5 protein-coding genes are annotated in these 25,830 nt (G+C 68.0%); all 5 read right to left on the bottom strand.

Annotated elements, in window-relative coordinates:
• Positions 1-43 precede the first annotated feature (43 nt).
• Positions 44-4,084, bottom strand: coding sequence for a hypothetical protein (locus ACFXDJ_RS03955; RefSeq protein WP_384847695.1), 4,041 nt, complete (start codon positions 4,082-4,084; stop codon positions 44-46).
• A gap of 377 nt (positions 4,085-4,461) precedes the next feature.
• Positions 4,462-5,979 carry an esterase/lipase family protein gene (locus ACFXDJ_RS03950; protein WP_384648945.1) on the bottom strand — a complete coding sequence of 506 codons (1,518 nt, stop codon included), beginning with the start codon at positions 5,977-5,979 and terminating at the stop codon, positions 4,462-4,464.
• Between the two features lie 179 nt (positions 5,980-6,158).
• The gene (locus ACFXDJ_RS03945) at positions 6,159-7,166 is read right to left on the bottom strand and encodes a transcriptional regulator (protein WP_384648947.1); all 1,008 of its coding nucleotides are present in this window, start codon (positions 7,164-7,166) and stop codon (positions 6,159-6,161) included.
• A gap of 793 nt (positions 7,167-7,959) precedes the next feature.
• On the bottom strand, positions 7,960-15,603 hold the full coding sequence (locus ACFXDJ_RS03940; RefSeq protein ID WP_384648949.1) for a SpvB/TcaC N-terminal domain-containing protein: 7,644 nt from the start codon (positions 15,601-15,603) through the stop codon (positions 7,960-7,962).
• An 85-nt stretch (positions 15,604-15,688) separates the two neighbouring features.
• A complete protein-coding gene (locus tag ACFXDJ_RS03935) occupies positions 15,689-25,555 on the bottom strand; it encodes a neuraminidase-like domain-containing protein (RefSeq protein WP_384648951.1) in 9,867 nt (3,288 codons plus the stop codon).
• Positions 25,556-25,830 lie beyond the last annotated feature (275 nt).

Raw genomic sequence — 25,830 nt, 5'->3', positions numbered from 1 at the left:
ATCATTTACGGGACAGTCCTTAGGCACCTTTCTGGCGATCAAGTTAAGTGGCGGGTATGGACGAGAAGTCGATAACGAAGTGTCCTGACGAGGTGCCGGCGACGAGCAGACCGTGGTCTGCTACCAAGGAAGTGCTCCGGACTGCTAAGGGGAGGGCGTATACCGTGTGAGCTTGAGGGTCCCAGATCCGCACCGTGTGGTCGAAGTCGGGGGCGGCGAGGCGGGGGGTGCCGTCGGGCGCGGTGAATACCGCCACTTCATCCACCCAGATTTTGTGGTTGACGAGGGGTGCACCGACCTCCCCCCCTGCAATGGGATCCCAGATCCGTACCGTGCGGTCGTTGCCGAAAGTGGCCAGGCGAACGGTGCCGTCGGTGGCGGTGAACACCGCCACCGCAGTCACCAAGGCCGTGTGGCCGGTGAGGGGTGCACCGACCCGCACCCTGTTGATGGGGTCCCAGATCCGTACCGTGTGGTTTTTATAGGGAATGGCGAGGCGGGGGCTGCCGTCGTTGGCGGTGAACACCGTCAAAGCACTCACCCAGGAGCTGCGGGCGGTACGGATTGCGCTGACCTGCACCCTGGTGGTGGGGTCCCAGATCCGCACCATGTGGTCGTAGCCGGCGGTGACGAGGCGAGGGGCGGCGTCGGGGGCAGTGAACACCGTCAACGCACTGACCGAGCCGGGGTGGCCGGTGAGGAATGAGCCGATCTGTGTTCCGGTCGTGGGATCCCAGATCCGCACCGTGTCGTCGTGGTTGCCGGCGGTGGCGAGACGAGGGGTGCCGTCGGGCGCGGTGAACACCACAATCCTCCGCACCAAGTCGGTCTGGCCGGTGTGGAATTCGTCGACTTGTGTTCCGGTGGTGAGGCCCCAGATTCGCACGACGTGGTCGGCGCAGGGGATGGCGATGCGGGGGGTGCCGTCGGGCGCGGTGAACACCGCCAACGCGGTCCCCTTGGTGGTGTAGTCGGTGAGGGGTTCACCAACCTGCACCTTGGTGGTGGGGTCCCAGATCCGCACCATGAGGGCGTCTCCCGCGGTAGCGATGTGGGGGGTGCCGAGGGGCGCGTAGAGCACCGCCAACGCTCTCACCGCGGAGGTGTAGCCGGTGAGGGGTTCACCGACCTGCACTCCGGTGGCGGGGTCCCAGATCCGTACCTTGTGGTCGTCGCCGACAGTGGTGAGGTGAAGGGTGCCGTCGGGCGCGGTGAATACCGCCATCGCGTACACCCGGGAGGTATGGGCGGTGCGGATTTCACCGACCTGCACTCCGGTGGCAGGGTCCCAGATCCGTACCGTCCTGTCGTCGCCGGGGATGGCGAGGCGGGGAGTGCCGTCGGGTGCGGTGAACACCGCCAACGCGTACACCATGGGCGTGTGGCCGGTGAGGGGTTCACCGACCTGCACTCCGGTGACGGGGTCCCAAATCCACACCGTCCCGCTGTCGCCGGGGATGGCGAGGCGAGGGGTGCCGTCGGGCGCGGTGAACGCCGCCAACGCAGTCGCCCAGCCGACGCGACCGGAGTGATCGGTGTGACCAGTGTGGATTTCGCCGACCTGCACCCCGGCGGCGGGGTCCCAGATCCGCACCGTACGGTCGAACCCGGCGATGGCGAGGCGAGGGGTCCCGTCAGGCGCGGTGAACACTGCCAACGCGGCCATCCAGGTGTGGGCGGTGCGGATCTTGTCGCCTTGCACCCCGGTGGCGGGGTCGTAGATCCACATCGTGCTGTCGTGCCCGACGATGGCGACGCGGGGAGCGCCGTCGGGTGCGGTGAACACCGCCAACGCGGCGCCCAGGGATGGTTGGACGGTGAGGGGTTCGCCGACCTGCTCCCCGGTGATGGGGTCCCAGATCCGCAGCGTGCCCCGCAGCGTGTTGTCAGACCCGAGGGTGGCGAGGCGGGGGGTGCCGTCTGGTGCGGTGAACACCGCCAGTGCATGTACCCGGCCGCCGTGCCCGGCGAGTTGGAGGTGGGGTTGGCGGGGACTCACGGTGCCACCAATCAGGGTGGGCAGTGATGGGTCGGTGCCGTGGAGAGGTGGCTCGGCTGGGGGTGGGGTTCCTTGGATGTAGGTGGTGCCGAGCCGTCTCCACCACTTGCGCCACGCGGTGGCGTCGGCCGGCTGGGCGGCGGAGGTTTCGTGGGCGTGGTGTTGTAGGAGGACGCTGCCGGCGATGGCGAGTGGGAGGTCTCGCGGCGCCAGACCATGGTGGAGGACGGCGGTGGTGATGCTGGTGAGGTCGAGTGCGTCCAGGACATGAGGGTGGTCGGCGAGGGCTTTCAGGGCTCCGGCTGTGTGACCGAGGCGGGCGTGGGCGGCGAGGTGGTGTCGGGTGTAGGGGCTGATGGCCGTCACCGGCACCGGCACCTGGACTTCGGCCACGGTCGGCTCAATGCGCGGTTGCAGGCTTCGGGTGGTGTGGTGGATGAGGGCGGTGGCTATGGCGGCATGGGCCCGGGCGGCGGTGGGCTGGGTGGTGAAGTGTTCGGTGAAGGTGCGATGGGCTAGGCGGTAGACACTTTGCCCGTGCTCTTGGTCGAGGGCGAGATAGGGGGCAGCATCGCGCAGTAGGGCGGGGATGACATCCCGGGTATCGGTGAGGCCCGTGTGGAGTGCGTCGGCCGCCGTGGCCCAGATCCGGTCCTGGTCGGGCAGGCCTCGGCCTTGGGCAAGGCCGAGGGCCTGGAGCAGGAGCGTGTAGCGGCGGTCGATGCGGCGCAGGCGTTCCAGGGCGTGGGTGAAGAGTTGGCGGTGGGTTTGGCCGATCAGTGGGGTGGGGTCGGTGATCAGGTTCGGGTCGTTGAGGAGTTCGTGGGCGGCGAGGCGCGCGTAGAGGAATTGCTGCTGCTCGTTGTCGCGTGGGTGCTCGGCGACCAGTCGGTGGACGGCCGTAGCGATGCCCGCGTCGTCGGTCTCCAGCGTGCCGCGGTGCTGTGCGGCAGTCAGCTTGGAGCGCAGGTACCCGGCGAGGGCCTCCGGGTCATGGTCGACCTCGACCACGTCCAGGCCCGGTCGGGGCACGCCTGCGATCGGGCGAGGTCGGAGCGCGTGGAGGAGGTTGGTATCGGTGGGGGCGGGGTGGTCGGGGCCTTCGTGGGTGGATCGGCGGGTCCCCACCACGATCCGGACGCCGGGGAGCGCGGCGAGCGGGCGAAGGAGGCGGTCGGCGAGGAGGAGGGGTTGCTCGGCTTCGTCGAGCGCGTCGAAGAGAACCGTCAGCCGGGCTTGGCGGGTGTCGAGTTCGGTGATCAGTCGACTGGTGAGGTCGGCGGCGCGTCCGGTGGCGGCCTGTTCAGCGAGGCGGGTCAGGCCGGCGGCGGTGGCGATGAGCCCGATGATGTGGCCGAGGGTGAGGCCAGAAAGGTGGACGACGAGGTCGAAGGGATCATCGGGGCAGGCATTGCCGGCCGGCAACGGGGTCAAGTGGCCTTGGCGGATCAGGATGTCACGCAGGCGCGGGTTCGTGTGCAGCAGGATATGCCCGAGTAGTGCCGACTTCCCCGCACCCGCGGGGCCGGTGACGACCAGGGTCCCGGTGGTGCCGGCGGCCAGCCAGCGCAGGATGTGGTCACGTTGCACGGTGCGACCGTGGAAATGCCAGGCGAGTTCGCCCAACTCGGCGCCGGATGCCTTGGGCAGGAAGTGGCGTCGCTCGTCAATGGGCAGCTCATTGATGACCGCGACGAGTTCGGCGCGCTGGTCGAGCGACGAACTGAACGCTGAGAGGGTCTCACGGTTGACGAGTCGGGTGTGGCGGTCGTCGGCAGTGTCGGCACGATAGCCGTCGAGGTCGCGGGCGAGCTCCGACCCGAGCTCGACCAGACCGATAGCGTCACGGTCCAGGAAGGCGCTGCTCAGAGCCCGGTCCAGGGCGTGGGTGAAGGCGCCGAGCTCGGCGTAGCCCTCGGCGGCGGTGGACAGCAGCAGGTACTGCTTGGCGTCGGGGTGGTGAGTCAGAAGGTGGATGTGGACGGCTCTGGCGAAGTCGCGGGAGAAGCAGGCGTCCAGGATGACGATTGCCCAGTTGCCCGTGTTCTCAGGGTGAAGTTGGCGGGCGCCGATCGCGTCGGCCACCTCGCCGGGGCTGACGCCTGTACTGATCGGTGCCGGGGTGCGGTGGTGGGCCAGATGGGAGGCGCTGCCGTGGCCGACCCAGTAGAGCACCGAGTTCCCGCGGCCGGTCGGTGAACTCGCATCTGTCCAAGCATCGAGCCGATCCTCGACCGCCTGCCGGTCCCGCCCCTCACCCACGACGGGCCAGGTCTCAACACGCAGGCCGAAGGGGGCGAGCAGGCGGGTGATCGCCTCGATGTGGTGCTCGGTATCGAGGTCGTGGTGGTGGCGGTAGGTGGTGAAGTTCACCGGGAACAAGCCGACCGGGTCGCCCCCGTCGCCCATGGCCCGGTCGGGCTGCGGATCGGGCGCGAAATGGTCGGAGAACGCGTGGGCGCTCACTCAGCTGCCTGGCGGGTAGTGGTGTCAGGGGGACTGATCAGGACGAGCTGGGTGATCGGCGGGTGGGCGCCGGTGGCCAGCGTGATCCGGTACAGATCCGGGGCGTCCGGGCTGAAGCGGGCCGCGAGCCCGCCGTCCGTGCTGTGGGGGTCGGGGCGCAGGGTGAGGGGGTGAGCGGTGCGGCCGGTGGTGGCGGAACGGGCGCTCAGGCTCACCCCGGCGGGGGTGGTCAGGCCGGTTACGCGGAGGGTGAGCGGCTGTCCGAGGGTACCGCCGAGGTGTGGAACGCTCAGGCCGGGCTGCAGTCCGTCACCGGCCAGGCGCCCGCCAGGACGGCGTTCGAGGGCGATGTTGCGGACTTGACGCAGGACTTCGTCGTGGCAGGTCAGGGTGCCGTGCTGGCCAAATACGTAGGTGACGGCGTCGGTTGCGGCCTGGGCGGAGGGGGTGGGGACGGTACCGTCGCCGAAGGTGTCGCGGCGGGCGGGGATCGCGGTGGCGGGATCGCGGAGCAGGTGCCCGTCCTCGTCGACGTCGAAGGAGTGGTGCCGGCCCTCCACCACGGCCAGGTCGGCGCGCTGGTGCTCTTGTAGGGTCTGAATGGTGGGCTGGGCTTCGCCGACGACCGCCCGGTGACCGGGCATACGGAACGGGTGCTCCCAGCGGCGGTCGTGCTCGGCCAGGGCACGCGCCGCGAGGTGTTCGTCGCCGCCGAACCGTGCCACGTCCGACGGGGTCAGCCGGTCCACGTCTAGGCCGCGGTCCAGGCACCGGTAGCCAGGCAGCAGGTCGTGGACCCCGGGCAGGGTCGCTGCCATCGCTTGAACATGGCGCTGAAGCCATCCCGGCCGCTCCCGAGACTGCCGGAGGTTCAGAGTGAGGACCGCGCTGGCAGAGCCCAAGAACGGAGTTCCGACGGTGACGACCGCCCGGGTGTCGGCGGCGAGGTCAGGGTCCTGCTCCAGTGCGGCACGCACCACCAGGCCGCCCATCGAGTGTGCGACGAACAGCAACCGCGGCGCCCGCTCGCCCGCCGCCCGCCATCCCTCCTCGGCGGCGACCCGCTCACGCCAGCGGGTGAGGTGCGCACGGGCCACTCTGGCCAGCACCGCCCCGTTGTAGGCGACGGCCAGCCGCCAGTCGTAGGGGAAAGGCAGTACTGCCTCCGGCCCCAGGCTCGCCTTCCGTAAGGTCTTGGTCAGGTCGGTGTAGGGCTCCAGGCCCTCCAGAACCGGCAGCCACCACGGCGTTGCCACCAGGCCGACGGCCCGGATCCGGGTCAGCGGCTCCCGCCGGAAGGCGTCCGGGTCGGCGGCCTGTTCCCGCTCGTCGGCGTGCAGCGCGCGCAGGAACCCTTTGCCCAGCAGCGGGTTGGTCAGCATCGAGGCGTTCACGCCCCACAGTGGGCGGCCCGTCTCGGCGTCCTCCAGGACGCTTCCCATGATCCCCGGCACCACCACGCACGCGTCCCGGGTCCGGTCCTCGAACACCGGCGGTACCCCCGCGAACGGCATTGCCCGCCCTACCCCGTCAGCCCCCGTGATCCCCATGCCACCTGACCCTAGAACAGCCCATCTGCTCGGTGCTAGACCATCGGCCTGCAGCCCCGCAACGGGCGGAATCGTGGCGATGTCCGACAACCGGACCGATCCGCAAGGGGTCGACAGGAGTCAGCTGTGCGGACAGTGCCTAGCTAGAAGTCGTTGAACGGCTGGCCGGCGGTGAGTCGGGTGATTCTCGTGTTCAGCCGCCGGCTGGCCACCGTCCGCGAAGTCTCTTCGGCCTGCCTAGCCTTGTGCTCGTAGGCGCGGGTGTCCCCGCTTAGCCGAGCCAGTTCCGCGCCCGTGATCAGCAGCTCCACCCGGTCGCGCAGGCGCGTGCACGGCATGCCCTCCGCCGCCTTCAGCGCCAGTATGCCCGCGTCGGCCAGACCGGCACGGGCTAGTACCCAGGCGGCCTGGGCCTCCAGTTCGAACCGGTCGAACCACCCCAGCCAGCGCACGGCCGGCGCCGCCGCTCCCCGCTCGAAGTGGTCCCGGGCCCGCGCGACCGCGGCGAGCACCGGAGCCGGGTTCTCGTTGAACGCCCAGGCTCGGGCCTCGGTGACGGCGCAGTAGGCGCGCACCAGAGTAGGGGCACTCTCGCTGGCCACGACGGCGCTGCGGGCGTGGGTGAGGACTTCATGCCGGTCGTCCTGGGCGGCGGCCAGCCGCGTCTGGTGGATGTGCACGCGTGCGATGCGGGACCGGTCGCCGATGGCCTGAGCCAGATGCATGGCCCGCAGGTCGTAGCGCTGGGCGAAGCCCGGAAGGTGGTTCTCGTAGACCATGGACGTCACGGCCAGCACCGCGTCGGCAACACCGCCGTAGAGCCGTTTCCCCGTCGTCACGTAGAACGCCCCGTTCAGCAGCGGCACCGTGTGCATCGCCAGGAACGAGGCGAACACGGAGCGGAGCTTCCCTCCGCCGTGCTCCTCGTCGAGGGAGCAGTAGAGCCTCGTCTGGACCTCTAGGAGTACGAGGTCGCGTCCGGTCACCTTGTAGCTGCCGGGCCCGGAGCGGTCCGGGTCGGGCGGCAGGATCAGAGCCTGACGGGATGCGAGCCCGAACACACCGGGCAGGAAGGTGTTCCTGAGCTGAGCGTGACCGAGCTGGGCGTCGGCCTCCCACAGCTTCGCCAGAGTCCGGACCGCTTGCGGCAAGCCGACGTACTGCAGAGACTCGGTCGCGATGTCGGCGGAGTCGGCCGGCCACCGCGCCCCCGGAGAGAACGAGACCGTTCCGGCCCCTGGAGCAGGCTGTGGCAACGGCGGCATGGTTGGGCGGCCGAGATCAGGCCAGGACCAGTGCGAGCGGACGGCGTCAGAGTGCGGCTGTCCAGGGCTTGCCAGTCAGAACCGGGGTGCCGTCTATTCGGAAGTTTCTCGGTTTTAGCGTACAGAGCGTGACGGAGGCCGCGTCGTCGATGTCCTTGCCGGGGGTGCCTGTGTGCTGTCAGGTCGGCAGGGGAACGGCGAACTCCGGATCCCGTGCTGGTTCGGTGCTGGTTACGCTGCGTTGAGCGCGTCCCGTTTGGGTTCGAGACGGCGCAAAACGGATGCGGCAGAGAACCGGGATTCGCTGCGTCTAGCAGGTCTGCTTCGCGCTTGGCGTCAACCGGCACGTCTCGGTGTCCGGCTCGGGTGCCCGGACAGCCACTCTGGCCCGCCGCGGCGTACTGGACCTCGCGGCGGGGTCAAGCCCCGGTTCTCACTGGACGGGGCTTCGCGTACGTGGTCCTGTCGATGTTGGGCGAGGACCACGTCGACGGTGTCCGTCCTGCCGCCGCCTCGACCGTCGCCTTCTTGAATACCTGAATCTGCGGGAGCACTGTCCGGGCTTCGCCTGGTAAACCGCATGCGACCGCGCCCGCCGTGCGTGGTCTTGGACGCGGGTCTAATGCTGCTGTGTTGTGCGACCTGCGGGGACGAGATGCACTGCTGTCGCTCGGTTTCCTCAACGGCGGATGGTGATCAGGGGCTGGCCATATGGAGCTGGTGGTTGGTGCAGAGTGTCAGCCCAATCCGCACCCTGGCGCATCTCGGAACGCGTCTCCATGCGATCGTTCATTGTGGCGCTGCCGCTTTCCGCATGAGAGGCAATTCCTGCGGTTTCGCTGCCGCGGGCTTGGTAGGCAGGCTGGGGCTGGTATACCCGCATCTGCGCGGTCCTCATTTTCTCCTTCGTCACGTACTCATTGAAGCGTCGGTACGGGTCCCCAGTGACGCCGGGTTTTAGTTCATTTCCGCATGCGTCGATGATTACATATACGTACTTGCCTGGTTCGGTTTTCATTGACTCTCTGAACTGGGCCTCGTTCATTGTGCCGCTAATGGTGACATTGTGGCCCGCCTTTGCGGATTTCGGGCTGCTGATCGAGGGTGACGGCTTCGTAGTCGATGGGGATGGTTTTGGCGGCTGTGGGGCGGGATCGGGCGCCGGTGGGGAATGAACTGTGGCTGTCGGATGATTTCCGGCTGCATGCTCGATGGCGGCTGCAGTGTGCGGATTAATTCCTGTGCTGCCGTGTATGCGTGGAATATTGGGGGCGAGGGTGAACGTAACGACGTCGGCGGCCGTAGTCATCGTCGTTTCGGCTGCAGTCAAGGCTGCGTCTACATAATGGCGCGCTGCCTCACTCCTTGTGCCTGCTTTTTCTGCCTTTGTTAGCGACTTGTTCATTTCCTGGAGTCCTTCGCGATGATTCACGGCAGTGCCTGCTACTGGGATGTTCGAGATTATCGCTTTATCGACTACTTGGGCGGGGTCGGCGCGCCCGCTCGCAACCTCAGTGGCAAGCTTGCTGGCCTGGAGTGCCAAGACTCCCATGGGGCCCATCATGAGAGCCCCATACCGGGCCGCACGGTCAAGATCCCCAGTCAGATCGCTCAGTCCATACCGTCCACTCAGGTCGATGATATTCGTCGGATTTCCCCCCATTGCCGAATAGAGACTCGGGGAGTCGGCGAACCCGGACGGGTCGCAGGAAATCCACCGGCCCAGCCAAGGTGCGTAGTAGCGCGCGGTATGGTAGCTGAAGCCGTTCTCCTCGTCCCGTTCCTTGCTCGAGTATCGGTATCGTTTCGGGGCTTCCGTTGTGTTACGGGCTGACTGGAGGGACGTGCTGCCGTACGGGGTGTATTCCTCGTAGGTGATGATTTTGGCGATGTAGTCCAGTTCCAGGGTGGCCGAGCCCAGGTGGTTGGAGAGCTGGTAGCGGGTCAGGGTTTCCGGGGAGCCGTCGTTGACGGTGTTGCGGGTTTCGATCAGGGCGATGCGCTGGCCGGCGGCCGAGACGTGGAGGGTTTCGCGGACGAGGCCCGCGTGGGGGCCCGAGTGGCGGCGGTGGATTTCGAAGTCGCCCAGGTAGATGCGTTCGTCCGTGCGGGCGGCCCCTGCTGTCTCCGTCACCTTGCGGATGCGCTGGCCCGTCGCGTCGTAGACGTAGTAGGTCCGGTCCCCTAGTCCATCCGGGTCATTGACCGATTGGCGTTGAGTCATGCGGAGTTGGTCGTCGAAGTCATACTGCATGAGGGGGAGATGGGGCATCGATGTCATGTTGCCGTGGGGGTCGTACGCGTACGGCTCGGGCGTCGTGCCGGTCTTCGTGCTCGTGAGGCGGTTGTTGAACGAGCCGGCCTGAAGCAGGCTTGGCTCGCGGTAGGAATAGGTGCGCGCCCACGACTGCGCGCCCGGGCAGGCGTCGTGGTGGCGCATCGCCTGGAGGTTGCCCACGGCGTCGTACTCGTACGTCTCGCAGTAGCGGCCGGTGGCGAGGCCGTCCGACGGGTGGGGCAGACGGATGCGCAGGGCGTCGTCGGGGGAGTGGGGGACCCTGATTCCCTGGGCCAGGTGCTCGCGGCCCGTTGCCCGGGTCAGGCGGTACAGCGGGTCGTACATGTATTCCGCGTGGGGGTCGACGCACTGGTTGCGGAAGAACAGGGCTTGCTGAGCGTCATCGCGGATGTACGCAATGTTGCCGACCGGGTCGTATGTGTAGTGCAGGCTCTGCAGTTCGGTACCGGGGCGTGTGCTGAGCAGGGAGGCCAGGCGGGAGGTGAGAGGGTCGTACGTGGCGTGCGTGGTGATGCCGTTGCCGTACGCCATGCGCGTACGCCGGCCCTTCGCGTCGTAGTCGATGTTCTCCAGTAGATGTTCCGTGACGGCCCCGTGGCGCACGTGCACCTCGTTCAGCAGACCGGCCACGTTGTAGTCAGGGGTGGTGACGCTGCCGTCCGGCGTTGTCATCGTGGTCGGACGGTTACGTGCGTCGTACGTGACCTCGCTCGAGAAGGCGCCCGTTTCCAGCAGGGAGGCTAGAGCTGCTTCGATGGCGGCCGGGGTCGCGGCATCGACGGCCTGCCATGACAGAGGCTCTTTGTACGTCAGGGCGAGGCGGCGGGTGGTTCGTAGCACGTTGCCCTTGAAGTCGTGGGACTCGACAGCGACGACGCCCGCCTGGTCAAGATGCAGGCAGAGGCGGCCGCGGAGATTGAGGTCCTCGCCGTTCGGATGTTCCTCGCCGTACATCAGACGCTCGGTCAGCAGCTCCCGTCCCGGGTCCGCGGGATCGTTGCCGGTGACGAACAGCCGTAGCGGGCGGCGCAGCGCGTCGTACTCGGTGCGGAACACATGGCCGCGGCTGTCCCACGCCCGGATCGGCTTGCCCAGCACGTCCGGCAGCGTCCAGCGGCACCCGGCCTCCATGCTCTCCGTCCGGATGCGGCGGCTCGTCAGGTCGTACGCGTACCGCATGACGAGCCGCTCCAGTGCGTCGTGGACGGCTCGCTGGTTGCCCTCGATGTCCAGGTCGAGGCGGGTTCTATGGAGTACGGGATCGCCGTTCGACAGGAAGCCCGCGTGCGCCAGCGTGAGGAAGGGCCGCCCGAGACTGTCGAAGCAGAGGGTGGTCGGCGTGTTCGCGTGCGCGGCGGCCATCGTCGCGGCCTCCTGCTCATGTACATCAAGGTCGCCGCACACACCACGGAGCGCGTACCAGGTCTGCCAGGTAGCGGGCTGTGTGGAGAAGTAGCGCTCTGTGTAGACGCTGACGTCAGGGTCGGTGCGCGGGTCACCGGTCTCGGTGCCGTGCGGTGCGACCGTGTCGTTGGCGTCGAAGGTGATCTGCTGCCAAGGGTCGAAGACGACTTTGTCATACGTGTGGTTGGGGTGAAGCGTGGCAACCACTCGCTGGAGCGGATCGTGGAGGAGGACGGGGCTCACACCGACGCGGACGTCCGACTCGAATCGGTGGGTGTCGCTGAAGAACGGCTCGTACTCGCGGACCGGGCTGCCCTTGTTGTTGAAGACCGTCCAGCCGGTACCCACCCACCGCGGGTCGACGTCGTTTGCCGTCATCGCCGGGACGCCGGTGGCGTCGATGACGAGCGAGCCGTCAGGATCTCGGCGCGGTACGGGCCCGGGCTCGGCCTGTACCTTCTGCTGGATCTGCCTGCCGAACCCGTCGCCGTACGTGAAACTGTGCTGGATCCGGGACTGCGCGCCGTCGGCATCCAGGGCGTGCCGTTCGCGGGCCACCGTGTAGACGACCACTGGGTCCCGGCCACCTGTGCGGAGGTGGGCAAACAGGTCGTACACCAACCGCGTCGTGGCGTTGCCCAGAAGCGCGTGCGGGTCGGTAAGGGGTTTGGCGATGTGGTCGAGCAGCCGCGTTGGATCAGGGTCGGGGTCGAAGCCGTCCAGAGTGTCTCCGACCAACTGTCCGGGCTTTCCCCGTACCGCGGTGCCGACCACGAGGCCCAGAGCGTCGAAGGCGACCTCGGCGCGGTTGCCGTTGGCGTCGGTGACCATCTGGGGCTGGAGTACACGGTAGTCGTATCCGGGTACGGCCGGATCAATGGCGCCCGTGGAGGTACGTTGGCCGACCGTCACACGGTTTCCGAGGGGATCGCGGGTTTCGAGTATGAGGAGGTCGTAGGCGTCGAACGTGATGGTCGTGGTGTGACCGAACGGGTCGATGTGGCGCAGCCCCAGGAAGAAGTGCTGGCGGGCGTACGTGAGTTCCTTGACGGCACCGTCGGCCGCATCGGGGGAACAGCGAAGCCTGCCGGCCGGAATCCACCAGCTGCCGTCGCCGTCCAAGTCGACATAGCCCCCCTGGTCACCACCCTGTCCTTGGAGCACGGCGGCCAGGTCGGGCAGCAGATCCTCCCCGGCGGGGCCTTTGTATACGAGGGCCGGCAGCCCTGGGGTGAAGGCCAGCGTGTAGCTATCCCCGGGCAGGGCCAGCGGTTCCAGGTGCGCCGGCGCGAGGAGCGCGAGCGGGTCGGCGACGGAGGCTCCCATGTCGTCCGGGCGGTAGAGGGTGCGGACGCACTCGATGAGGCGGCGCTGGTGACCGGTGGTGGGCTCTTCCTGGTAGGCGAGGTTGCTCTCGAACAGCAGGGCTTTGCGGTCGGCGGCAGACGGGTCGTCCTGCACGAAATCCGTGTGACGGAACAGCCCGGTGGGGCCGGCGGAGTACCCGGTCAGCTCGTACGTCCGGGTCTCATACGGCAGGGGGGTGCGGTAGTCGTGGGGGCGATCGACGACGGCGTTGGTGAGCTCGTGCGCCGTGTACGTGACCAGCGTCCTCGCCTGCTGTTCGTCGACTGCGCTGGCGGGGTCGCGGCCGTAGCCCGCAGCGGCTTCCTTGAGGACGTTCCCGTACCGGTCGACTTCCAGCGTCAGCGTATGCGTGACCCTCGGGTCGTCGGGGCTGCGCTCGTAGTGGCAGGCCAGAGCCTCGTGTGGGTGCGGGAAGAGGACGGAGTGCCGGTTGACGCGGCGGGTCTGGAGCACGCGGACCGTGAAGTTCTGCTCCTTGACGAGGTACGGCGGGCCGGCCGGGGCGGTGTCGGCCCTCCAAGGGCCCGCGCCGTCCAAGACGTACACCTCCTGGCGCAGCATGGCCCCCTTCAGCGCCCGGCACGCCTCGCGCACCTCGTCCTGCGCGAGCCCGTCCGGCAGCACCGTGTCGTCCAGCAGGTACGCGTCCTGGTGGTACTCGTCCTGGAAGAGGCGCGAGATGCGGTCCCGGTCGAGGCAGGCTCCTGTGTGGAACCAGGTGCGTGTCAGCACGGGCGGCGAGTCTGTCGCCTCGTCTCCGTCGCGGCCACCGTCCGCGTCCGGCCCGGACACGGCGCGGATCCTTTCGGTGTCGATCTGATCGACCCGGCCGAAGCCACGGAACTCCCGCTCCTCGCCATCGAAATAGCCGTGATGGTAGGCGTAGCGCGTCACGAAGCGGTTCCGGCTGACCGCGTCGTACGTCTCCACCCGCTCGACCACGTGGACCGGGAAGGGCAGCCTGGTCGCCCACGGGTGGCCGGCTCGCCGGTCGCGGAGGTAGAACCGGCCCGAGGGGGCGTAGCCGATGGTGGTCTCGGCTCCGAGATTGTTCACGATCCGGTCGAGCAGGTGCGGCTTGCCCTGGCTCATGAGGTCCACGTAGCGCATCGGTCGGGCGGCCTCGGTCGGAAGCGGACTCGACCAGACCAGCGCCGCCGTGCCGTTTCCCTTGAGGTCGACCACCGTGACCGACGACATCGGGTCCGTCCGGGGGAAGCCCGGCAGCTCCACCGGCGGGCTGCTCCAACCATTGCCGCACTGGTTGAAGTACAGGCGGGGGCCGGTGCCGTGCAGGTAGACGATGTCGGTCGTCCCGGAGCCGTCGATGTCGACCAATAGCAGCCGGCGGGGGTCGAACCGGTCCGGATCGTCGAAGGCCGGGGGCCCGTCCATCACCACCTTGCCGCCGAACCGCCCGCGGCCAAGGTTGGGCCAGTAGCAGACCTCGCCGGCTCCGCGGATCCGTACCAGGTCGGACAGGCCGTCGCCGCTCATGTCGGCGAGGTGCAGGGACTCCGTGCCGTCGTTGAAGACCGGGCGCGGGCCCTGTTCCTCGTCGAGGGCCTTGGCCACTCGGTACGGGGGGCCGAAACCGGCCTCGCCCAGCGAGGGGTACCACACCAGCGAGTCCGCTTCGGTGATCAGTAGGTCCGCGCGGCCGTCCCCGTCCAGATCGATCAGCCGGGCATCGGAGCCGATGACCGGGCGGTTGGGATGGTTTGCGAACGGCCGGAAGGGTCCCCAGCCGTCCCCAACCGCTTCGTGCTCGTACAGGCCCGGATTCGGGCCGTCGAATACGGCGAGGTCGGGCAGCCCGTCCCCCGCGAGGTCGCAGAAGCGGGCCGAACCATCGGCCAGTGAGACGTTTGGCACTGCCGCGACCGGCTGCGGTGGCGCGAACTCCACCGGCCTGTCGCTCGCCGGGCTGAGGTTTCGCGCGTAGTACCAGGTGCCGCCGTCCTGCTCGCTGAGGATGCCGGTCAGGCCCTCGCCGTGCAGGTCGGTCCACCGGTAGCGGGCTTCGTCGACGCCGACGGGAATCTCGCCGAGTAGATCGCGGTCCACGTCGTGGACGGTGGGGTCCACCACGGGGGCGGTGTAGCCGAATTCCACCGGCGGCATGCTGCGCTTGAGGTACCCGCCTCCGGGCTGGGGGAGGTACCCGTTGTGGGTGACGGCGGTGAGGTACGTGTACGGCGCGGTGGCGGAGCCCGGTGCGGCGTCGGTCGCGGTGGACGCGTAGGAGAAGTCCGTGGAGCGCACCAACTGCGGTACGGCCGGGTTCGGTCCGACGGGGAAGCGGTGGAACATCAGGACCCGGCGGCACAAGCGGTTGGTCCGTACCTCGAACCCGGGCCGGTAGGAGGAGAAGGGATCGGCCCGGGGCGGCCAGACGCCGGTCTCCTCAGGGGTGGGAGCCTGCGCACCGTGCTCGCCGTAGTCGAAGACGACCTCGAAGAGCCACTCCGCCTCGGCGATGGCCGAAGGCGTCAGCCGGGGCGGGCGGCTGCCGTCCGAGCCGAGGAGCGGGCGCCGGTTCCCGTAGCGGATGCGCTTCAGGTAGAGGTTCGCCCCTCGCCGTCGATCGTCGGCGGGACCGCGCCCCAACTGGTGCGGAGCATCCATGTCGATGCGCTCGCCGTCCTCACGCTTGTACGTGTACAGGCACGCATTGCCCCTGTCGTCGCGGGTCTCGCTGATGAGCCAGCTGAATACCCGCTCGGTGTGGTCGGGGTCGGCGATACGTGAGTCGGGGTCGGTGCCGAAGAGGGTGAGGACGTTGTCGGTCGACAGACTCCGCCAGTGGACGTCTCCGTCGAGTGTGCGTGTCCACCGCTCGATCCGCGCGAACAGGCCCTCGACCCGTGGCCGATAGCGATGGATCACATAGTGCGGATCCGTGGACGTGTCGGTGAGCCGGGTGCCGTCGGCGTTGAGCTCTGGTACGAGATCCTCGGCGTCGGAGAGTGCGTACGCGTCCGCGTCGCCGGCCTCGGGAGCGGTCGGCTCGTACCGGGGCAGTGCGTTGTCGGTCTTGATCTGCACGTGGGGGGTGCGGAAGGACCAGCCGAGGCCGCAGGGGCCGTTGCCGGCGCCCGAGTCGTAGGTGAGGGACAGGGCGGGGCCGAAGCCGGACCGGCCGGGGCTGGTGGAGACGGGCACGCTCACGGAGCCGGTGCCGGTGACGGGATTGGCCGCGAACTTCTCACCGATGCCCCGTATCGCGCCACCGCCCTTGGGCAGGGTCACCTGTGGGACGGAGGTCAGAGGCGGTGGCGTGTCCTGCTCCGGGGGTGGTGGGTGGGGTGTGGGGTGTTCCATGGCAGGCTGTCCATCAGAGGTCGAACCGGGCCAGCAGGAGGATGTCTTCGGTGGTCGTCGGGGGGAGGTCCGGGGCGGCCAGGGTGACGGACCAGAGCGGTTCGCTCCCTGTGACGGCCATGTCGAGTGGCACTGTGGCGCCGACGGGCTTGCCCTTGTGCAGTCCTACGGCCACCACTGAATGCAAGGTCGGGTCGGGAGCGTCGTCGTTGCGCATGAAGTGGGACAGGTCCTGGACGCCCACGCTGGTGGCCACCTTGCCCGTGGCCTGGAACGTGGCCCAGTCCGCGGAGCGGTCGTGCTGCAGGCTGATCAGCCGATGGATGCCCGATTCTTTTGCGGTCCCGTCGCTCTGCAATCTCTGACGGAGCACGTTGAGCGCCTCTCTGATGTTCTTGGACCGCGTCGCTCCGTACGCATCCCCGCCTGTTCTGGCGTTGATCTGAAGGGTGAGGACGACATCGCTTATTTCGCGGTACGGGTACCTGCGGAAGTGCTCCGGGAGGCTGAGAGTCCAGTCGGATACGGCTCCCATTCCCTCGAAGGGCTGGAACAGTTCCGGATTCACCTCGAACATTCCGGTGTCGTTCTGACCGGTGCTGAGGGCTATGGAGTTGGTGCCCAACCGCGGGTCCGGTTTGAGGTCCTCCGCGGTGTGGGTCGGTGCTGCCCGCCGTTTGCTGCGGTCGAGGGTCAGCGTGCCGCCGATTCCCATGAGAGGCCCCCTGTTGCACAGGACGGAGATCTGGACCCCCTTGATCCGGCGGTCGTAGTGTTCCGGGTGATCGATGTCGAAGAGCACCTCGGGCAGTGAGAAGCTCGCCCTGCCCGTCTCCCGGAGGTCGTACAGGGCCCACGGGTCGATCTCCCTGAGCGAGAAGCGGTGGACGGCCTGCGGGCCCACCTGTTCGGTCGACTGGAATCTGCGGTTGAACTCCTGCAGACAGGTCATCAGATCGTGTCCGAAGAGCAGCTCCTCGCGGGCGGAGGTCGGCCTGCTCACGCGCGGCAGAGTCGCGACGCCGTCCGTCCACTCCCGCTGCCACCGGTAGGCGCAGCTCACTGCCTCGAAGCTTTCCATCGCGACGTCGCACGAGCGTCGGAACAGATCGTGAAGATGCTGCCTGCGCCAGTCGTGGAGCTCGGCACGGGTGAACTTCTCGCTGAGGAACTTCTCGATCGCCGCGGCGTCCTTGAGGGCCTGGTTCTGGGCGTCGTACTCCGCTTGGTGGGACGCGATCCGCAAGGCAGCGGTCGCGATGCGCTGATCGGCTTCCCGTACGGCGTGAGCAGCGCGGTTCAGTGCCGCTACCCATTCGCGCTCGCGCAGCACGACACCAGCCTGCTTCTCGTACACCGAGGAGAGGAAGCGGTGCATGCCCGCGGCCGTGGTCTTGTTCCCCGAGCCGGCACGGGCCACCCCGGCCAGTGCCTGCCCGCCGAAGTGGATGGCGGCGCCGGCGCCGAAGGGCTTCATGGCGCCCTCGAAGGTCGGGATGATTCCCACGGCAGCTGCGAGGGTGTCCAGCAACGCCGCCTCGAACGTGAGCCTGACCGCCTTGAACGACTCCTGCAGCTGTTGCTTCTCCTCTTCGAGGATGTTGCCCGGTGCCATGGTCGTACCGCCGACCGACTCGTTGACGGCGTCGACGGCGGCATGGGCCACGCCTGCGCCCACTGCCCCGTTCAGTGCCCCGCCCGTGGCTGCGCCCATCGCTCCTCCTGCGGCGGTGACCAGTGAGCCCACGAGATCGGGGATGACCTGGAGGTCCTCGAAGGAGACCGATTCGGAGGGGACCAGAGCCAGTTTGCGTCCCGGAGTGGCGAAGGCCACCTTCGTGGGGTCCGGCAAGGGGGGCAGCCCGAGCAGTTCCTGGTAGTGGTGCCACTCGTGGACGTGCTCGTCCCGCTGTGCGTAGGCCTCCTGCTGTTCGCCGGATGCCACCGCACGCTGTTTGTCCCGCACGGAAAGGATCATGGAGGCCATGGCCTGTTCCTGCACGGCCCGCGTATGTGCCATCGTCTCGTTGTCGTACTGTTCCTCGGCGGCCAGCAGTGCGTCGCCGATCGCGATCAACCGCTGGGCATCCGCCACGGCTTCGCGGTAGGCGGCCTGGAAGCGCTGAGGAGGCCGCGTCGCGCCGAGCGCGTCGAGTATCTGGTCGATGGTCATGCCGGTGCCGATCGCCTCGGCCAGCGCCGCCGGGTCGATCCGCGGGGGGTACAGCGGAAGCTGGATCTGCTCACCGTCCAGCGTCATGCTGTTGCGCAGTTTGAACAGCCGGTCCTCCGCCTCGTCCCACAGCGCCAGCAGCTTGCGGTCCGGCGGAATGCCGAAGTAGCCGATTGCTCCCCGCTGGACAAGGCCCGCAGTCTGCGTGCTCGACGCCGTACCGCTCGCCGTGCCCGCGGCGGCTGCCAGGGGCGCCAGCTTGCTCTCCGCGGTGAGCAGTACGTTGCCCAGCGCGTCCAGATCGGGGCGCAGCTCGGCGTAGCTGCGGGGCGCCATCGAGGCACGCGGTTTCACGACCTCCGGCCGCGGCCCCAGCAACGCCTTGGCGAGCAGGCAGGGCTGGAAGGCCCGGTTGAAGGCCTCGGGGTTCGGGAAGCGTGCGTGGAACTCCTTGCTGATGGCGAGCTGGAGCCTGACGGCCTCGATCACGGCCCACTTCTTGTAGGCGAGGGGCCGAAGTCGCGCGATCCGATGTGCCTGGAACGGATACTTGTGCATCGCCTCGATCTGGGCGTCCATCGCGACGCGGGCGGGATCGCCGGCGGGGAGGCTCAGTGTGGCCAGCATGTCCTCCAGGCGTACCGGCTTGGCGTCGCGCAGAGGGAGGAAGAGCCAGGAATCGTCGGGGTTCGCCGATCCGTTCAGCGGGTCGAAGAAGGTGCGCTGCATCTCGAAGGCGGCGTCGAGCTGCTTGTTGTCGGCGAGTCGCTTTCTGATCAGGTCGGGCAGATGGAAGAAGATCTCCCAATTGGTGTTTCCGAACGGGCTGTCCGGGGAGAAGTCGACACCCTCGACGGCCGGGAAGGTCGTCCGCCGCCAGTCGGGATCGCAGCGGGCGGCGAAGGTATCGGAGGAATCGAGTGTCTTCTTCTGCGTCTCAGGTGAAAGCAGCGCGCCGATTCCCTCCTGATGCAGGATCGTCTGGAACGTTCCGGCGAGCGCGTGGGAGAACGGTGTGACGGCCAGGTCGAGTGCTGTGTAGCCGATCCATTGAACCGGTGGGAAGGTGATGGGCAGCTTCTCCTTGCCGCCGGGCGGGTCAAGCCCCACGAGGACGGGGTCGAAATTGCCAGTCTTGGCGGCGCTCGCCGCGGACACGCCTCCGGTGGCCGTCGGCCCCGTCGACTGCATCTCAGCTAGTGAGTACCCGGCCATCGCCGCCGCCTTCTCGGCCCACCACGGATTGGCCGGGGATCCCACGGCCAACTGTGGGGCGGAGGCGGCGGCGTCCATCAGCCGGACCCTCTCACCGGCTGTGAGTAGCGAGGCAGGGGGCGGATCGGCATACAGCAGAAGTGCGCCTCCAGCTCCGTGTTGGGTCGTGGCGAAGTAGGCGCGGTCGCCGAGGTCGATGAAGAGCGGCGCCCGAAGGCCGTCCGTGAACCCTTGGTTGAGGGTGATTACGCTGACCGGGTTCTGGGGGGTGAACAGCACATCGCCCGCGGGATGGTGCTCCGGGTCCGCGATGGCCCTGACTGCTCCGGACATCCTGATCCCTTGGTAGCAACCGACGGTGCTGCCGTCGGCGATGAATGCGGGGTGGTCTCCGGTGCCTGTCCCGAACGTGCTCTGCGCGCGCACCTCGCTCGTCGCACGGTCGAAGACGAAGGCGAGGCGCCGCCTGGCCGAGGTGTCCGGCCAGCGGCTGCACAGGACGACGGAGAGCTGTCCGCTCGTTTCGTCCACCTGCGCCTGAAGTAGGAGGGTGCTGGGGTCCGGAAGCTGAGGCGCAGGTGTGAGCCCTACAAGGTCGTAGAAGCCGGCGCTGCTGTAGTCCTGCCGCCACCAGGTCTCGGCCAGAGCTCCGGACTGCTGCTTGGGCGTCCATCCGACCGGTTCGCGGCGAGTCCAGGAGAGTTTGACGTCCCAGTAGGGGCGGGGGAGCTCGGCCTTCAGCTGAGGATGGGTGACGTCGACCTCGGGTGGTTGTGTCCTGCCTTCCGATTTACGGACGAAGGTCGGCCAGAACAGGTATACCTGTCCGCGCCAGACCACCGGAAGCAGGTGCACGCCGGGAGTGACCAGGTCGGCGTCGCCGTCCTGGGTGCGCGGTTCGGTACGGTCCTGCTCCACACCCTGGATGTCGGCCTCGACCGGTTCCCAGTCGGTCCATTCGCGATAGTTCTCGCCCTGGTTGAGCCGCCGGTAGAAGTACTTGCGCGTGACGCTGGAGCGGGTGCGTCCCACCACGTGGAGTACGGACGTGTACTGCTTCTCCTCCCGGCCCTCGAACTTCGTCTGCAGGAACGAACCACACACCTCCAGGGTGGAGACCTCGGAGAGGCCCGCAAGGTAGCGGTGGTACGACTGGACGGTGTTGGCCGGTGTGACGTCCGCTTGACGCAACGCCGACTCCTCGGCTTTGAACAGCACCGATTTGTTGTCCCGCCATGAGGGATCGAGCAGCCAGTGGGGGTAGAGGAGGGTTTCCAACTGGGCGGACCAGAGCGGTTTGCTCTGAAGTACCGCCCATTCGTCGAGGTCGAGCTGTGAGGGATCGACACCCTCGACGACACCGAGCTGACACCGCTGGACGAAGGTGTGGATCGCGAAGATGGCCTGCCGGATGGGCGAAGTAAGGGCGAACGGACTGATCCCGGTGTCCACCAGGCACTCTTCGAAGAGCTGCTCGGCGTCACGGAGCTTGTCGCGATGGAGGAGATAGGCCACGAGCGCGTCACGGCTGGCCTCACGGATCGGGTCGGCGAGCTGCCGCGAGACCTCGGGCCAGCTGGTGGGCGCGAAACCGGACGAGACCCCGCTGATCAGGGAGACGAGACTCGGCTGGGACAGCGGCTCGGCCAGCAGGTCCGGCACCTCTCGTGGGGCGTGCCCGAGCCTGGACGCCATCAGTGTGCACCGGCGCAGAGCGGCCAGAGCCGGGAGTGGATCGAGACGGGCGTCGGCGGGGGCCAGGACGCTCAGGCCGATGTGGACGGTGTCCTCCACGAGAGCGGCGTCCAGGCGGAGCCATTCGGCGCCCGCGGAGATTGCCTTCGCGGGCCAATCGGTTGCGCCGGCGGAGAGTTCGAGCACCGCAGAGGCCAGTGCCGTCGGCCGCAGCGTGCGCGTGGCCAGATCCGCGAACAGCGCGATGTCCCTGACGATCGCCAGTACGACGGTCGGGTCCTTGCCGGTGAGAACCGCTTCGAGCGCTTGGTCCGACGTCTGCTGCGCGTGGGTCGTGGCGGCGGCGAACTGAGTTTCGGGGAGCCCGGTCGCCGCGCGCAGCCTCCCGATCCTGTCGAGTCCGGCGAGCAACTTCTCGAAGCCGTCCTGTGGCGCGACCGTGTGCCGCAGGACCTCGAGGGACGGCAGTGCCGTGAGCAGCCGGGCTACGAAGGCCGGGTCCAGCCGGCACACCGGGCCCAGGACCTTCGCCACGAGCTCGTCCCGGTGATCGGACCGGGCCTTCCGCCGGGCGGCGAGCTGTTCTGCCGTGAACTTCGGGTTCTCCGGTCGCTGCTGCTGCTCCTCGTCGGCTTCTCGTGTGTCCCGCTCGGTGGCCGCGTCGTATGCACGACCGACATCGGCGATCAGCGCGGTGCGGCCTTCGGCAGACAGACCGGGCAGTTGGTCGGGCGGCGGCGTGGTGAGGAGTGCGAGCAGGTCGGTGGACACCCCGGCTCCGAGGAGGAGACGGGCCCACTCCACGAACGTCGCCACCTGCGCCGGATCGCTCTGCCATGCCGCGTAGGGTCCGGACAGAGAGTAGATCTTCTGGAGGACGACCAGCTCCGCCGGCCGCACGCCGACTGCCGTGGCTAGGCGCGTGACACGGTACAGCTGCGACACACCATCCAATGTCACCGTCTCGATCTTGAGTTGGTCCGCTGCCGCGGACAGCTCTTCTGGTGAGGTAGCGAACGCCGTCGCCAGGACGGGCAGACCGGCCTTGAGGGGCATCGGCGATCCGTCGGAGAGTACGCTCCCGTCCTCCTGCCGCCGGAATCCGGTCTGGGACCGGTCGAGTCCGGTGACCACGAACAGGTGGTCGTAGAGGGAGTCGGGGCCGTGCGTATCGATGTCGGCGACGAGTGCGGCCGCAGCCGGCCAGGTCAGGTCCAGGGACGCCCGCAGCCTGGTCAGGGCGGCGAGACGCTGGAGGGTTCGCGCACTGAAGGCCGGTGGCGCGACGTCGTCCGCGACGGCTGCGAGCGCGACGTCGAGATCGCCGAACGCGATGCCCATGCGCCTGGCCAGCCGTACGAAACGGTGCAGGCGCAGCCACTGCGGCTCGTCGACGTCACTGCCGTCGAGATGCCGGACGCCGATGGCGTCGGGGTCGCACGATCCGGGCGGGTCCAGGACGAGAGTGGTCGCGAACCGTTCTCCGAGACCTTTGACGAAGTTCTCGACGTCCTTCGCGGTGAGCCCCCCGGCTTCGAGGAGTTTCGCGGTGTCGGATTCCGCAGAGACCACGTAATTCGCTGCGCGGAGGGCGGTCAGTTGGCCGACGTCGATGAGCAGACGGGCTGCGGTGCCGGCATCGTCCGCGTCGGGTACCAGGCCGCCGGCGAACCGGGTTCGGAGCAGAGCGACGAGCTCTTCGAAGGACAGGCCGAGAGCTGCCAATGCCGCGCGAGCCGTGTGCGGAAGGGGCGGCGTCGTGTTGCCGAAGAGCTCCTGGGTGACTACTGCCTTCTTCGGTGAGGTTCCCCGGAACGTGGTGCCGGTGAGGATCTCGAAGTCCCGCCTGAGCAACCCCAGGGATTCCGCGGCGATCTCTCCGGCGGCCTCCGGCCGGAAGAGTGACATGGCTTCAGCTCGGCTCGTCCCCGCCTGCTTGAAATGGACTCGCGCGGTGGCAAGCGGACGGTCGTAGGGCAGGATCATCGGGTAGTCGGCTTCGGCGAGCAGATCGTATGCCTTCTGGATGAGGTGCTCGGGACCGGCCGACAGGAGGCGATCCGTTGCTCCCGGGGACATTTCGTTGGGCTGCAGTTCGTTCGGAAGAACGGGTTCTCCGTCGGCTCCCGTCTTGAGGGGCACGGTCTCGTTGAACGCCACCCGGCTCTCAAGGATCTGATTTATCAGATCTATGGTGGGCAAGGACGTGTTGACGTTCTGACAGGTCAGTTTGATGTGCTGAAGATCGGGGCGTAGCGCGGTCAGCCGATCGCCGGGTGTCAGCCCGTCCTTGCCGGGCTTGCACCCCTTGTGGAGATACTGGAGAAGGGCGACGAAATAGGCCGCCGGGCCGGTGACGGACCGGCATTCGTCGCACTCGCACTGCTCGACGCTGCCGAAGAAGTCGGTCCAGCGAGCTACACCGGCAGCGTGCGGAGCAAGGGCGGCACCGGATGGGTCTGCACCGGCTGCGGGGTCGTCCTGCTTTCCGTTCGCAGCCCACAGGGGCTTGGCGTCGTACTCGTCCTGGTACTGGGCGATCATCAGGGCGGCGACGCTGCCGGCTATCGACCGGGATCGGTCGTAGACCCGCTCCAGGGCGGTCACTTCGCTCTGAGTCAACCGGGTGGCGGCGGCTTCGCGGGGTTCGCTGGGCTCGAAGCTCGCCAGGAACGCAGACTTGCCGTACTGGGCGATGTCGAGGGCTCCTTGGTACGGGCGGCTCGTGCCCGTGGCGAGCAGTTCGGCGGTCCGGGTGCCGATGCTCACTCGGAACAGCCGTTGCAATCGGAGCAGGCCGGCGATTGCCTCGCCGCTGCGCTCGCGCTCCTGGGCGTCGGTGAACAGCTCGGTGAAGTGGGATCTGGTGAACTCGGTGACATCGCTCGTGGCGAGCTCGAAGTCGGTCTGGCGGACGGCACGCTCAAGCAGGCCGGCGGCCGCCGGAGACACCGTGTCGGGCTTCTCGGTCGCCCATCTCCGGGCCATTCGGGCGACTATCGAGGTCGGCTGGGACGCTTCGAGGAGACCGAGGATCTGGGACTGCAGTCGAAGTCGGGCCTTCTGGTCTTCCTCGTCGGGCAGGCGGTCGGCCGGCGAAGCCTGGCTTTCGGCGATGGCGTTCGCCAGCAACCGGTCGTCGAGATCGAGGGCGAGAGTGCGCATCGACTGCGCCTTCGGCGCCGCTTCCTGGAGGGCGGTGACGAGGCCCGGGTTCCCGTCCGCGAGGTTGGTGAGCTGGATCGCGAACTGTATGCGGGGGATCGACAGAGACTCGTACCGGTGTTTGAGATCCTTCCAGAAGTCTTCAGGAGCGCCCTCGTGGTTGACCGCGAGCAGGGCGATCTCCTGGCGCTTCTCTTTCTTCTCGATGACCGGGCGCAAGGCCTGGTCGACCACGGCAGCATCACTGCCCGGGGTGTCCAGCTGACACTGGGCAGCTGCCTTCTGGAGACGGACCGTCACGCCTTGCGGATCTTTGACCTCAGGGATCACGTTGTCCTGTACCGCCCGGGTCAGCGCGGCAACGAGATCGGTGACCGGCCGCGCGGCCAGGGCGGCCGCATCGGTGATTCCGAGGACGCGGGCGAATCCGTAGAAGACCTCAGGTGCGGTGTCCCTGGCGAAGGGTAGAGCGGCAAGCTTGTGCGCCGCGACCAGATCCGCGACGAGCGCGCGTTCCTCGCCGATCTCGCGGGCGGCGAAGCTGATGTCCTGAGTGCGCGTTTCGTTGAAATCCACCAGTGGCGTCGTTCTGGTGAGCGGTTTCAGTGCCGACATCAGGCGTGTGAACTCGGACGGTCCGGGGGGTCGGCTGTATCCCTTGAGGTGGATGGTGACCACCTCGACATCACGACCCTGGATGCCGAGGTTCTGGTCCAGGGCACTGACGGGGCCCGCCCCGGCGAACTGCTCCCCGTCATACGCCGGACACCGTTCGAGTGTGAAGTTCTGCCAGGGCTGGCGCTTGATCGTCAGCTTGAACACGAGGTCCGCGCGGAGCTTGCCCGCCTCCTCCCCTTCCCCGCGGGCGTACGCGGACGCGTCGTAGACCACTTGGAAGGTGCCGGACAGGCCGGTTTCGCTGTACTCGCCGCGACCTGGGTCGCCCAGTCGCTGGACGGCGGTTCCGGCATCGCGGTCGAACACCTCCACATGTACCCCGTCGACAGGGGCGCCGTTCTCGTCTACGACGGAGCCCCGGACGTAGCGCGGGGGGTGGTCGGCCGTGGCAGGCAGCGCGAGGTCCACAACGAGGATTCGTCGGTTCGGCCGGGGGGCGGAGTGCACCGCGGCCCCGTCTGCCTCGGCGCGCACGACGACCTGGATGTTGTTGACCGGGTTGGCCACGCCGAACCGCTGGTCACGATAGAAATGGGGGTCGTAATAGGCTCGGTAGTAGCCCTCGGTCTCGGTGGAGGTCAGGGCGCACGGCACATCGGGATTGCTCGCGTCGGTGATCGACACAACGGCCCCGGTTTGGGAGGTCCCGGCGGCCCCCAGTACGTGGCCATGGACGACGCGGAAGAGCCCTCGGCCGAATGCCAGGTCGTTGGCCCCGCGGGCGGTACCAGCGTCCAGCTGACCGCTCACCGGAGGCCGGGAATCGAGCCGCATCATGCGCTGCAGCTGCTTGACCAACACCGTGGTCCGCTCCCCGTACCTCTCCTCGGCGGCCTCCTCCCCGGGCACCTCACCGATGCCGAGGCGGGCCAGGAGGAGATGGAGACGGGCAACGGCTGGGCCCCGGGTGCCGATGTTGGTCGCTGTCAAGGCGAAGAGCGGAATGTCAGTCACGACGTGCTCCTTCAACCGCACATCACACCTCTCCACGATCCCAGCCGTCGGGGGAGGGTGCCACTCGTGCGGACCGGGGACGACCTGGGCAGGTGACCCGTGAGGGTCAGGAGGTGTATGAGGGACCGGTCTCCGACAGTGGCCTTGCGGGTTCTCGCAGCACGGGCGGCTCACCGATAGATCGGGCGGCCACCGATCGCCTCGTCGGCGACCTGCCGGACGTACCGACTGTGCACCCAGTCCGAGAGGCGGCCACGCCCCCGGAGAACGGGGCG

It is taken from the genome of Streptomyces sp. NPDC059443 (assembly GCF_042750105.1).
Lineage (GTDB): Bacteria > Actinomycetota > Actinomycetes > Streptomycetales > Streptomycetaceae > Streptomyces.
Note: the sequence above shows the minus strand (reverse complement) of the source record. Positions and strands in the feature narration are given on the sequence as shown.

What these genes read in the sequence shown, in the direction of transcription:
- ACFXDJ_RS03950 (WP_384648945.1), bottom strand. Translation starts at nt 5,979, where the DNA reads ATGCCGTTCGCGGGGGTACCGCCGGTGTTCGAGGACCGGACCCGGGAC.